General features: G+C 35.5%; 8 protein-coding genes and 1 pseudogene. 5 read left to right on the top strand and 4 right to left on the bottom strand.

Annotated elements, in window-relative coordinates:
• Positions 1 to 28: 28 nt before the first annotated feature.
• From WFN33_RS02100 to WFN33_RS02090, 3 genes and pseudogenes are all read right to left on the bottom strand, one after another.
• Entirely contained in the window at positions 29 to 1096 is a 1068-nt protein-coding gene (locus WFN33_RS02100) for a saccharopine dehydrogenase family protein (RefSeq protein ID WP_336951115.1), read from the bottom strand.
• Positions 1097 to 1114: 18 nt separating this feature from the next.
• Positions 1115 to 2353 (bottom strand): NADH:flavin oxidoreductase/NADH oxidase family protein, encoded by a 1239-nt coding sequence (locus WFN33_RS02095; protein WP_336951114.1) that lies wholly within the window; start codon positions 2351 to 2353, stop codon positions 1115 to 1117.
• A gap of 198 nt (positions 2354 to 2551) precedes the next feature.
• Positions 2552 to 2929 (bottom strand): annotated as a pseudogene (locus tag WFN33_RS02090) (alpha/beta fold hydrolase); the annotation flags it as partial.
• Positions 2930 to 3338: 409 nt separating this feature from the next.
• On the opposite strand from WFN33_RS02090, the gene WFN33_RS02085 reads away from it, so the two are divergent.
• The 3 genes from WFN33_RS02085 (at position 3339) to WFN33_RS02075 (ending at position 8653) form a co-directional block, all read left to right on the top strand.
• On the top strand, positions 3339 to 4784 hold the full coding sequence (locus WFN33_RS02085) for a coniferyl aldehyde dehydrogenase (protein ID WP_336951113.1): 1446 nt from the start codon (positions 3339 to 3341) through the stop codon (positions 4782 to 4784).
• 65 nt (positions 4785 to 4849) lie between these two features.
• On the top strand, positions 4850 to 5836 hold the full coding sequence (locus WFN33_RS02080) for an NAD(P)H-quinone oxidoreductase (protein WP_336951112.1): 987 nt from the start codon (positions 4850 to 4852) through the stop codon (positions 5834 to 5836).
• Positions 5837 to 6391: 555 nt separating this feature from the next.
• Positions 6392 to 8653, top strand: coding sequence for an excinuclease ABC subunit UvrA (locus WFN33_RS02075; RefSeq protein ID WP_336951111.1), 2262 nt, complete (start codon positions 6392 to 6394; stop codon positions 8651 to 8653).
• A 159-nt stretch (positions 8654 to 8812) separates the two neighbouring features.
• On the opposite strand, the gene WFN33_RS02070 is transcribed toward WFN33_RS02075, so the two are convergent.
• Positions 8813 to 9442, bottom strand: a complete 630-nt coding sequence (locus tag WFN33_RS02070; protein ID WP_336951110.1) for a TetR/AcrR family transcriptional regulator — start codon at positions 9440 to 9442, stop codon at positions 8813 to 8815.
• Between the two features lie 59 nt (positions 9443 to 9501).
• Here WFN33_RS02070 and WFN33_RS02065 point away from each other — a divergent pair, with 59 nt between their 5' ends.
• Complete coding sequence (locus WFN33_RS02065) at positions 9502 to 10374, top strand: alpha/beta fold hydrolase (RefSeq protein ID WP_336951109.1); 873 nt, start codon at positions 9502 to 9504, stop codon at positions 10372 to 10374.
• A gap of 597 nt (positions 10375 to 10971) precedes the next feature.
• Positions 10972 to 13173, top strand: a complete 2202-nt coding sequence (locus WFN33_RS02060; protein ID WP_336951108.1) for a TonB-dependent siderophore receptor — start codon at positions 10972 to 10974, stop codon at positions 13171 to 13173.
• Positions 13174 to 13223: the final 50 nt, after the last annotated feature.

Genomic DNA, 13223 nt, shown 5'->3' with positions numbered 1-13223 from the left:
AATATGATAGATCCTATCCCGAGTACGTCTAAGAAATTACAATATCACTTGAACCTTCGATCTGAGTCACTAGGCTGTAGCCCATTAACTTTGCTGGAGTATATGCTGCCCCCTTAACATCATGCTCAAGTAAATAACGAACGACTGTTAAAGCGCCATTTACGGTTAAGCTATAAGCATTTTGAGTTTGTATTCGTGCTGTTTTTATTACACCTTTTTGATTTCTTGCTTCGCCCCACACATAAGTCGGCAATTTAGCGCGTAATTCTTCATCAGGCCCTACCACAGATTTTTCAATAATTGATTTCATCAAGTTTTGTACTGATTTAAGTTTGAATATAGGACGTATGCAGTTCAACATTTTTGCACCAAAAATCATGGACGTTGGTGCTGGTACAAAAATCTCGATATTAGGAATACCAGTGGTATGAAAAGCTGTTGAAACATCCCCCCAAGGGACACTCATTGCGCTCTTCTTGCCATCACCAAAATCTATTTGACGTACGTGATGTGCTAAAGCTACGGTAGTGATTTTGCCATTTTTCCTTATTTTTCCGCCATCTGCCATGCCTTCTGTGCTGGTTTTGGCTGTGCCTGGTGAAAGTCCTGTTTTTGAATCAAAACCGAGTGCTAGATGAGTCGCATCGGGTAAAGCTTCTTTCAAGGCAGCAGCAACACAATCTGTTGGAATCACATCGAAACCTACACCTGGGCACAACACTATATTTGCTTGTTGTGCCTCTGACGTTAGTGATTGCGCTAATTCAAATACAGCAATTTCACCTGTAATATCCAAATAGTGAGAACCTGCTTTAATACAAGCTTTCATCATGGAATGTGAGGTTGCGGAAAAAGGGCCAGCACAATGCATGATTAGCTTAACACCATTTAATTGTTCGCTCACAGCTGTAACGTCATCTAGACCAAAAGCTTTGTATTCAAGGCCTAATTCTTGAGCAAGTTGTTGTACTTTGGCTTGTGTGCGTCCTGCTAAAATTGGCTTAAGACCTAAACGGACAGCTTCACGGGCAATTAACTCGCCCGTATAGCCATTTGCACCGTAAATCATCCAATTGGAATCATTTGTATTTATCATGAAATCTGTCCTCGGTATTTAAGACGAAAATGCATAATCGCGCATTCGCTTTTTATATTGATGAGTACGACGTGCCATCGCTGCTTGTTGTATTAGTAATGCCCATAAAGGTGAGACTTTAGGGGTTGGTTTTTTGCCCAGACTTAACCTCCGTAGTTGGAATTTAACTGTCGCCATACTCGCAAGTGACGCTAAGGTTTTATTGTCCCAAGTAATTGGTTTTAATTCAGGTGCTACGTTTTGTCCTTGCCTCCATTTATTTGGTAAGTTTGGATCAATCGCCAATGCAGTCGCAATACCGACCATATCTACACCACTTTCAATTACTTTTTCAGCGACTTGTTTACGACGTATTCCGCCTGTCACCATGACAGGCATATTTGCAACTTTACCAATCTCTTGGGCAAATTCTAAGAAGTATGCTTCACGGGCTAATGTACGATCATCTCTTGATTGACCTTGCATCGCTGGTGCCTCATAACTACCACCTGAAAGCTCTACCAAATCAACAGCCAATTTATTAAGCATGCAAACGACTTGTTGTGCCTCCTCAGCACTGAAACCTCCACGTTGAAAATCAGCAGAGTTAAGTTTCACTGCAACTGTAAATGTTGGTGAAACCACAGCACGGACTGCTTTGACAATTTCAATTAGGATTCGTGCGCGATTTTCCAATGAGCCACCCCATTGGTCTTGGCGTTTATTGCTTAAAGGTGAGAGGAATTGACTCAATAGATAGCCATGTGCAGCATGGATTTCAACACCAGTGAATCCTGCTTGCTCACCTAAACGTGCAGTATTTGCAAAACGTTGGATGACTTCATCGATCATGTCTTGAGTCATTTCAATCGGAATACTAAAACGATCAGACATTTTCCCTAAATCTAGTCCTACAGCAGAGGGTGCCCATGTTTCCTGTCCTAAATTTGATTGCATTTGGCGACCGGGATGATTAATTTGCAACCAAACTTGCGCACCTTGTGAGCGCCCTATCTGTGCCCAACGTTTAAAAGTATCTATAAATTTATCATCTTCTAAAACCACCCCACCTGGTCCTGTCATAGCACGACGATCAACCATAACATTTCCTGTAATGATGAGCCCTACTCCACCATTCGCCCATGCTTGATATAAATGCATCAGTTTTTCTGATGGTGCATGGTTTAAGTCAGCCATGTTTTCTTCCATGGCTGCTTTGGCAATTCGATTTTGAATTTGGGAGCCATTTGGTAAAACTAATTTATCAAACACTTTCATTTCGGTGTCCTGTTTTGGTATGGTTATACTTTAAGATTAAAGCCAACTTTAATGTCAATGGATTTTTTTGAGTTAATTAATATAATTATCAAAATATTTATTAATTAATAGCTTATTAAAAAATTTGTGCTTCTAATTTAAAAAGATAGAGGCTTTATTTGCCTCTATCTTTTAACATGCTTAAGGTATGACTCATACTCACCATTCACAAATAAATGCTAATAAATCAGGATTAATAACATCTGCATTCACAGTGGGCATTCCATCTGAAAAACCTTTATAAATTTTTAAAGTTCCATTTTGTAAGAGTTTGGCAGACAAAGCCCCAGCGTTTTCATAAGGTACGATTTGGTCATCATCACCATGCATTACTCATACTGGAACAGAGATCTTTTTTTAAATCTTCTGTAAAATCAGTCTGAGAGAATGCGACAATCCCATCATAGTGTGCTTTGGCCCCACTCATCATACCTTGACGCCACCAATTCCAAAAATAGGTTCAGATGGCTCAACACCATCACGCTTGAACCCATAAAACGGTCCTGCTGGTAGGTTTTAATAAAACTCAGCACGATTTTTAAAAAGCTAATGATGCAAAAATTGCACAATTTGATTACTAATTTATGTTGTCGTCAATGTTGGTAAATTGGATAAATACGGCACTATCTCTTCAGATAGTTATTCAATATTAAGATTAAAGCTCACCTCAAGCTCAATGCTTTTAGTCAGTTTTGATTGCAAAAGTTTAAGTTTAAAAAATTGATTTTTTAGTCAGTCTGCTGATTGTTGAATAGAAAAAGATTTATTTATTCCCCGTATTTCCTATCAAAGTTTGCTTATACATTTCCTACACCTCTACAAATTATTTTTTAATTTTTGATTTATTTCAGTTGACATTAAAGTCGACTTTAATCTTATAGTTATCTTAACGAGTTACACATTCATGTAGGCATTAATCGTTGTCTTCATATCGTGAGGTGAAAAAATGAATGCTTTAAATAAGACCCATCCAATTGAAAATTTGAATAAAATTTTGGATCAACAACGCCAAGCTTTTCTCCGATCAGAGCCAACAACTTTGTCCCAAAGAAAAGCAAATTTAAAAAAATTACGTGTTGCATTGCTTGCAAACCGCACTGAATTGCAGACCGCCGTAAGTGAAGATTTTGGACATCGTTCACATCATGAAACGGATGTGATGGAGTTGCTGGGTATCATTCAATCTATAGATTATCTGACTAAAAACTTAGGTCGTTTTATGAAAGCTGAACACCGCCATGTCAGTTTATTTTATCGTTCTGCGACTGCCCGTGTAGAATATCAACCTAAAGGTGTCATTGGTGTTATGGCACCTTGGAATTACCCAATATCATTGACATTGATTCCATTAGCGACTGCTTTAGCTGCTGGGAATCGAGTCATGTTAAAACCATCAGAATTAACGCCTCGTACCAGTGATGTCATTTATCGAATGTTGGCAGATATATTTCCACTAGATGAGGTTGCAGTTGTTCTTGGAGGGCCTGAAATTGGTGCAGAATTCAGCGCCTTGCCCTTTGATCATCTTTTATTTACAGGTAGCACACCTGTTGGTCGTAAAGTGATGAAAGCTGCAAGTGATAATCTTGTCCCTCTTACGCTTGAGTTAGGTGGGAAAAGTCCTGTGATTGTCGCTAAAGGTCATGTCAATTCAAGAACTTTGACGAGTATTACTTATGGAAAATTGTCTAATGCGGGGCAAACTTGTGTTGCACCAGATTACGCCTTGGTACATGAAGATGATCTAGAATCATTTATTAATCAATATGATAAAACAGTTAAAAAATTCTATCCAAATGGTCCTGATACCTTAGATTACACTTCCATTGTGAATGAACGACATTACAACCGTTTGCAAAATCTGATTAAAGATGCTGAGAAAAATGGTGCACGTATTGTTGAAGTAGGTATTAGACCTGAATCTGTAATTAATAGACAACGTACATTCACCCCAACTCTTGTTATCGGTGCAAAAGATGATGATGCCATTATGCGAGAAGAGATATTCGGTCCAATTCTTCCTGTTCGTACATATCGCAGTGTTGATGAAGTGATTAACTATATTAATACGAGAGATAGACCCTTAGCTCTTTACTATTTTGGTGAAAAAAATGCAGATTGCAAAAAAATACTAAGTCGTACTACATCAGGGAATGTAGGCATTAACAATACCCTTATCCATGTTGCGCAAGATGATCTTCCATTTGGTGGAGTAGGTCCAAGTGGCATGGGAGCCTATCATGGAATTGAGGGCTTTCGTTCGATGAGTCATGCCAAAGGTGTATTTGATCAAGGCCGGTGGAACTTTCCAAGTCTGCTCCATGCTCCTTTTGGTAAATTTATAGCATTTGCATTAGCGATCACTTTAGGTAAGAGACCTTCTTCAAATTAATTTTATTTAAAACGAGATTGACGATTCAAAATCCCATTTCCAACAATGATAAGGAAAAGACATTTATGAAATGTATTACATTTAATGGTGCAGGCGGTCCTGAAGTTATTACAGTAAGTGAACGTCCTATTCCTGAGCTAAGTAATGATGGCGTCTTAATTGAAGTGGTTGCTGCTGGTATTAACGGGCCAGATGTAATGCAGCGACAAGGTTTATATGCTCCGCCTCCAGGTGTGACAGACATCCCTGGTTTAGAGGTCTCAGGTGTAGTGAAAGCAGTAGGTTCATCTGTACGTAAGTTGAAAGTTGGTGATGAAGTATGTGCTTTGGTACAAGGCGGTGGTTATGCTGAATATGTGATTGCACATCAAGATAATGTTTTGTTTATTCCTGAGGGTTTAACCTTAATAGAGGGTGGAATTCTGCTGGAAACATTTATGACAGTTTGGTCTCATCTATTTCAACATGCAAAATTTAGAGAAAACAGTTCTATTCTAATTCATGGTGGCACTTCTGGCATTGGAACTACCGCAACTATGCTGACGCGAGCCTTTGGTGCTACACAAATTTTTACTACAGTTTCTAGTACTGCACACCAACGAGCAAGTCTAGAACTTGGCGCTGATGTTGCGATTAATTATAAAGAACAGGATTTTGTTGAAGAAATAAAAAAACATACCAATGGTCAAGGTGTAGATTTTGTCTTAGATATTATTGCAGGCGATTACATTCAGAAAAACTATGAGGTTGCAGCTATGAATGGCACTATTTTACAAGTTGGTGTCCTAAAAGGGCTTGCAGAAAAAGTCAATATTTTCCCAATGTTGGCAAAACGTCTTACTCATACTGGCGCAACGTTACGTTCCCAATCTGCTACAGCCAAAGCTGAAGTTATGGCTGCCCTTCAGGAAAAAGTTTGGCCTTTAATTTCAAAAGAACAACTCAAACCGATACTTTATCAATCCTTTGATCTTGAAAATGCGCGGCAAGCTCATGAATTGTTACAGCAAGGAAAACATGTTGGGAAGTTAGCATTAGTTATCAAAAGATAATTTAAAAAAGGGAGTTAAGAGAAGATTCTCATAACTCCTTTAATGATCTTAGTCTAAGTGGCAAAGTGTGTTGAGCTCGTTATCGATGGATCAAAAATATCATAAATTATGTCGAATCAATGTTTAACTACAATCCGTTTTGAGTATTGTTAAATCATAGTATTAATATTTAAAAAAACTGATGGTATAAAATTTCTCTCACCTAAATAGATACTACAGTTCATGAACTTTGGTTTTTAATTTAAGGTATATTTTGTTATAAGCAATTGAATTAAAATGATATATATGGTTTTTAGCCTATAAAGTAGATTTTAGGTGAACATAAGTTAAATAAGCTTTCTTCCAAGTCTTATTCCATATACAAAACTCTTGCCCCATTTTGTTTTTCGTATGTGCTTGTTGATACATTAACTTTATTGAACACTTGTGTATCACTAATGTGGAGGAAAGATCAAAATTTTTAATATTTAAACTTTTTATTTAATAAACATATACATCCTTTTTATAAATTTTGTCTTATCTTTATTATAAATCCTTAACTTCAAGTGATCTCATATGACTAAAAGAACAATAAATATTTACGGAGCTAGGCAAAATAATCTAAAAAATCTTTCTTTGAAGATTCCCAAACATGAAATTGTTGTTTTTACTGGAGTCTCAGGTTCAGGAAAATCATCATTAGTTTTTGAAACTATTGGTGCTGAAGCGCAAAGACAGATCAATGAAACTCAAGACAGCTTTGTTCGCAACCGTCTGCAGCATTTTGGAGTTGCGGATGTTGACAAAATCGAGAATCTCAATGTTCCTGTGATTATCAACCAAAAACCATTAACAGGAAATATCCGATCAACCGTTGCAACAATTACAGACATTTATGCAAATCTTCGCCTATTATTTTCACGTATGGGTGAACCTTTTGTTGGTTATTCAAATGTTTTTTCTTTTAATCATCCCAATGGTATGTGCCCACAATGCGAAGGCATAGGTCTAGAGCAAATAATTGATATTTATAAAATATTAGATTTAAATAAATCCTTGAATGAAGAAGGTGCTATCAACTTCCCTACCTATCAACCCACTGCTTGGCGTTGGACGAGATATGCTGATTCTGGTTATTTCGATTTAGATAAAAAATTAAAAGATTATAGTGAAAAAGAATGGGATTTGTTTTTGAACGCTCCCCAGCATAAACCTTTAAATCCAAAAAGTGAATGGAAAAAAACGGCCCTTTATGAAGGACTGATTACCCGATTTGAACGTAACTTTTTAAAAGGTGAAGCACAAGAACGAAATCGTTATCGAGAAAAACTTGAGCAGATTATTAGCACCAAACCATGTTCTTTATGCCATGGACAACGGCTTAATCAAAAATCTTTATCTTGTAAAATTCATGGTAAAAATATTGCTGATTGTACTGCCCTATCTGTGTCAGCGCTTTTAGCGTTTATAGAGTCGATAAAAAGTGAGAAATTTGAAACTGTTTTATATGAGATCATTAACAAATTAATGAACTTAAACTTGGTCGGCCTCAGCTATTTAAATCTTAATCGTGTAAGCAACACCTTGTCTGGTGGTGAGTCTCAACGAATCAAGATGGTCAAACATTTAGGGAATAGCTTAGTCGACTTACTGTATATTTTTGATGAGCCAAGTGTGGGGCTGCATCCAAAAGATTTAGATAATATTATTAAAATCATTCAAAAAATTAGAGATAAAGGAAATAGCGTATTGCTTGTTGAACATGATCCTGATCTTATTAGAACAGCTGATCATGTTATTGATATGGGACCACTTTCTGGCGCAAACGGTGGTCAGATTATTTACCAAGGAACATTTGCGGAATTAAAAAACTCGTCTGGTTTAACAGGTCAATTTTTTAGAAGACCCAATACCTATAAGAAAATCCCACGTGTCAGTCATGAATGGATTTCGATTAAGAATGCCCATTTATTCAATTTGAAAAATATTGATGTAGCTATCCCTAAAAATTGCTTAACTGTTGTTACAGGAGTTGCAGGTTCAGGAAAAAGTACTTTAATAAGTAAAGTATTACCGCAACAATACCCTGAAACGAAAGTCATTGATCAATCTGCAATTACTGCAAGTATTCGGTCAAATTTACTTACCTATCTAGACCTTCTTGATCCGATTCGTCAACTATTTGCAAAAGCAAATAAAGTTAGTGCTAAGCTGTTTAGTTTTAATAGTGAAGGGGCTTGCCCTCAATGCAAAGGATCAGGTATCGAGAGAATTGAGTTGGCATTTTTAGATGATGTAGAAATGACGTGTGACTTATGCCATGGCTCGGGATATAAACCAGAGGTGTTAAAATATTATTATAAAGATAAGAATATTGCTGAACTTATGAAAATGACTGTCAGTGAAGCTAGTCATTTTTTTGAAGATTACAATTTACAGCAGCAATTTAATTCTCTAGTGAGCTTGGGTTTAGACTATATTGCAATTGGCCAACGCTTAAATACTTTCTCTGGAGGTGAGCGTCAAAGACTAAAACTCACAAAGCAGCTCAATGAAACAGATAATGTTTTTGTATTAGATGAACCAAGCACAGGCTTACATCCTTCTGATACTGAACGATTGATCGAGTTATTAAATAACTTAGTTGAAAAAGGCAATACCGTCATTGTTGTTGAACATAATTTAGATATCATGACTCAAGCAGATTGGGTGATTGATATTGGCCCATTGGCTGGAGATAACGGTGGTGATTTGGTATTCTCTGGAACAATTAGCGACTTACTCTCATTTGAAAAATCCTTAACGGGGCTCTATTTAAAAAAATATCTAGAGCTGTAAAAATATGAATAGTCACTTTCCAAATGTATAGTTTATATAGAATTTAGCTAACTAACAACATAAAGCCTTTAGGTGATGAACTAAACTTAGGTAAACATAAGTTAGATACTGTATGCCTAACTTATTAATTAATAGATTGTTATTTCGATTTAGCAAACATCACTCATTATTTTTATGTAGCATATTGGTCAGAAGCATGTTTAAACCTAACTCAAAAATTTGATCCTGATCTTCTATTGTCCAATAAGATTTAGCATCTTCCAGTAAAGTATATTTGTCTAATTTTAGATTTTTACCTGCTAGCCGATATCCCTTAGCTTCATCAATTCCTACACCTATTAAGTAATAATTTAAAATTCTTAAAAAATAACTCGCATTTTTTACACCTAAATTGGCATTGTTGAAAACAAGCAAAATACTATTCATAAAGTTATATCCAATATCTGTATTCAATGGATGAACAGCTAAGATAGGAAAAAATTTTGGATATTCCTTAGATAATTTTCTCCATTGTTTTGCTATATACATCAATTGTTCTTTTGGATCGTCTACTTGCTTTTTTAAATTAATTTTTGAAATCAAAAAATCTACGATTTGATCAAGAATTTGTTCTTTATTCTTCATGTGATAATAAATACTCATAGCTTCACAATTGAGCATTTGAGCAAGTTTACGCAGACTGAAACCTTCTATACCGTTCGTTTCTATCATCTGTAAAGAGGTTTGAATAATTAAATCTCTCGACAAATTGACTCTTGTTTTTTTATGGTTCTCTGTTCGATTTGACATAATAGTGTTTACCTTATAATCTACCTTACAGTGTAAGTTTAGCAAAAAAAGGAATAAAAATGAAGTACACATTACATCGCTGGGAGTATGAAGGGAATTATTTGTCCTTTAAAAATTATAAAATCTTTTACAAGTTTTCACCTAAACTGAATGCCCAAACGATTTTATTAATTCATGGTTATCCCACAAGCTCATTTGACTGGGCTAAAATCTGGGATACTCTAGCTGAGAACTATCAAATACTTGCTATCGATTTACTTGGATTAGGATTCTCTGATAAACCAAGTAAATATATATATTCTGTTCAAGATCATGCCGATCAAGCTATTGCCTTGATTGAGTATTTGAAGCTAGAGGAAATTCATTTAGTCGGTCATGATTTAGGTGTAGGAATCATTCAGGAATTGCTCGATCGACAGCAGAACAACCTTTTAGCATTTAAAGTTAAATCTTCTATTTTTATGAATGGTAGTTTATTTCCTGAAGTATATCGCCCTCGCCTAATCCAAAAACTTATGGCGTCTATTCTTGGACATATAATAATATATTTCTTATCTTTTCGTGTTTTCTCAAAAAATATGAAAAATATGTTTGATCAAAAGAATCAGCCAAGTGAGTTAGATTTAGAACAATGGTATCAACAATTAATTATGAATCATGGGAAAAAGAGCCTAGTTCAATTAAACCGTTCAATTTTCGAGAGGTTTAAACACCGTGATAGACTTGTCAATGCTTTGATTAATAGCCAGATTCCTTTATTACTCATCAATGGGAAAAGTGATCCTAATTCTGGTGAACATATGGCGCAAAGATATATAGAAATCATTCCTAATCCCAAAGTAATTGAAATTGAAGATTGCGGACACTGGACTCCTTGGGAGCAGCCAACCATCGTAGGAAAAGAAATAAAAACTTTCTTAGCTTCATTTTGAATATCGATTGATTGTTTGAGCTGCTTATCTGAAATCAATATTATCAAATGGTTATTTATTTTTTATACTGAGTATCTTCTTTATTGGAAGATACTCAATTTACAGTGTAAATTTATGAAATGTTAAGAGTATTATTAAGTTAATTCTTTGAAAGAACTCATCATAAAAGTAAGAAAGTAGATTTGAGCTAAACTTAAGTTAACTAAGTCTTTGGTAGCATCTTGTTTTATCAGTTTTTAATCGTTTTTAAATCTTATCTTAATTTAACTTTGCCATCAGTATCCAAGGCATTCGGATACTGATCATTTTCTAAAATATCCTTTACATATTACTATTATCTAATTTTTTCTATAATTACTTTATCTATATCAAAAATTCAAAATATCTCCGATTGCATTGTTTATAACCCAAAATCAAATGTAACTATTATCTTGCAAATAGTAATGATAAAAATTCCACTAAATAAATGAGAATGATTATTGATAATTAATTGTGCATATGTTACTTTTTGTAACGCTTTTTTGCCCGTAACAGGTTTAAAGCAATAGAAAGACAGAAAACCCGATAGCGCGCATTTTTTATTATGGAATTTATCTTATGTACACCTTCTTCCCTCTAAGACATGCATTCAAAATGCATCCTTTAGTACTTTCTATGGCTTTAACTATTCCATCTGTTGTTTATGCAGAAGAAAAAACAGAAACAGTGGCTTTACCAACAATCAAAGTACAAGCAGAAAGCGAAAATTCAGCTATTACAGAAGGAACTCAAAGCTATACAGCCAAAAAGACAAATACTTCAACAAAATTAAATTTGTCTCTTCGTGAAACACCTCAATCTGTCAAAGTTTTAACACGTGAATATTTAGATGACCGAAACATTGATTCTTTTCAAGATTTAATGAATACGATTACAGGTGTTTCAACATCGCGTACCGATGAACGTCAGTCTGTTTATGCTCGAGGATTTCAGGTCGATTACTATTTAATAGATGGAATGCCGAGTACCACAAACTTAGGTGCAGGTGATCTTGATTTAGATATTTATGATCGTGTAGAAGTTGTTAAAGGTGCAAATGGGCTTACCACAGGTGCTGGTAATCCTGCAATGGGACTAAATATGGTCCGTAAACATGCCAATGCAAAAGAGTTGACGGGTAATCTGAGCACTTCACTCGGTTCTTGGAATGCATGGAGTAGCTCTGCGGATATCTCTACGCCACTGAACGAAGATGGTTCACTTCGTGGACGTATGTTCGTCAAACATACTGATGAAAAATCCTTTATGGATTTTTATGAAAAAGAACGCAATGTATTTTATGGTGCGATTGATTACGATTTGAGTGATAAAACTAGTATGTCACTTGGTGCAACTTATCAAGAGTTACAACGTGATGGCATTCGCTGGGGAGGCACTCCAGCATTTTATGATGATGGAAGTCGTACTAACTTTGATCGAAGCTTAACGGTAACTGCACCTTGGACATTTTGGGATGTAAATACCACAGCAGTATTCGCCAATTTAAAACAGAATTTATTCAATGATGTTAATTTAAATGTTGCATATACCTTTCGTAAAGAAGATGTAAATACCCTTCTGCTTTACACTGGCGGTCAAGTAAACAAAGCAACCAATACCAGCCCACTAAAAAATAAACCTGATCCTAAGACAGGTAAAATCACAGATAATGTTTCAGTATATGGCTCAGAAGCAAGCAATGAAGAAAATAATATTGATCTTTTCATCAACGTGCCTTTTACACTATTTAACCGCCCACAAGAAATAATTATTGGTGGTTCATGGAACAAAAACGAGAAGACCAAGGATATTTTTGGGGGATCCAATACTAAAAATGAAGTCGAGAAGTATTTAGGCGGTCCGCTCGACTATAACAATATGGCACAACCACTACTTCAATCCGTCATTTTGAATGGTGTAAATGCTCTGAATCAAACGACTCAAACTTCGGCTTATATTTCTGGTAAATTTCAAATTCTCGATCCATTAAAAGTGATTGTAGGTACACGTTTATCTAATTGGAAATATGAGTCTGAAAATGGTGTAGGCAATCGTGAATTTAACAACGAAGTCACGCCTTATATTGGCGCTATTTACGATTTTGCAAAAGATCACTCAGTCTATGTCAGCTATACAGACATATTTAAACCGCAAAGCCGTAAAGATGTAAATGATCAATATCTAGATCCTGCGAACGGTAAAAACTATGAAACAGGATTAAAAAGTGAATGGTTTGGCGGACGTTTAAACACAGCTTTATCAGTATTCCGCATTGAACAATCTAATTTTGCTGAAGCGATACCAGGAGGATTTATTGTTCGTAATGGTGCACTAACCACTGATCAAGCTTATCGTGGTGTAGATGGAGTTGAAAGTAAAGGTTTTGAGTTCGAAGCAGATGGTGAAATTAATGATCACTGGGGCGTTAATTTTGGTATTGCTAATTTTGAAGCAAAAGATGCAAAAGGTGTAAAGGTTAATACAACGAATTCACGCACAACATCTAATCTATTTGTGAAATATAAAGTAGATCTATGGAGTGCTGGACTCGGTTTAAATTACAAGAGTAAATACTATACGGGTACTGGAAATACACGTATAGATCAAGATGCTTTTGTACTTGCTAGTGCGATGTTAGGTTATCAAGTTGATAAAAATATTAAGCTTCAGCTGAACGTTGACAATATTTTTGACAAGAAATACTACGAAGGTATTGGTGCAAACTCAATGAATTGGGGTACACCAAGAAATGCCACATTAAGTGTCCGCTATAATTTTTAATACATTTTAAATTAAACCCTCTATTTTATTAGAGGGTTTCTTCTATAGTC

The organism is Acinetobacter sp. AS167 (assembly GCF_037152175.1).
Classification (GTDB): domain Bacteria; phylum Pseudomonadota; class Gammaproteobacteria; order Pseudomonadales; family Moraxellaceae; genus Acinetobacter.
Note: the sequence above shows the minus strand (reverse complement) of the source record. Positions and strands in the feature narration are given on the sequence as shown.

Coding starts and splice junctions, on each gene's coding strand:
- WFN33_RS02100 (WP_336951115.1), bottom strand. CDS start 1,096: ATGATAAATACAAATGATTCCAATTGGATGATTTACGGTGCAAATGGC.
- WFN33_RS02095 (WP_336951114.1), bottom strand. CDS start 2,353: ATGAAAGTGTTTGATAAATTAGTTTTACCAAATGGCTCCCAAATTCAA.
- WFN33_RS02085 (WP_336951113.1), top strand. CDS start 3,339: ATGAATGCTTTAAATAAGACCCATCCAATTGAAAATTTGAATAAAATT.
- WFN33_RS02080 (WP_336951112.1), top strand. CDS start 4,850: ATGAAATGTATTACATTTAATGGTGCAGGCGGTCCTGAAGTTATTACA.
- WFN33_RS02075 (WP_336951111.1), top strand. CDS start 6,392: ATGACTAAAAGAACAATAAATATTTACGGAGCTAGGCAAAATAATCTA.
- WFN33_RS02070 (WP_336951110.1), bottom strand. CDS start 9,442: ATGTCAAATCGAACAGAGAACCATAAAAAAACAAGAGTCAATTTGTCG.
- WFN33_RS02065 (WP_336951109.1), top strand. CDS start 9,502: ATGAAGTACACATTACATCGCTGGGAGTATGAAGGGAATTATTTGTCC.
- WFN33_RS02060 (WP_336951108.1), top strand. CDS start 10,972: ATGTACACCTTCTTCCCTCTAAGACATGCATTCAAAATGCATCCTTTA.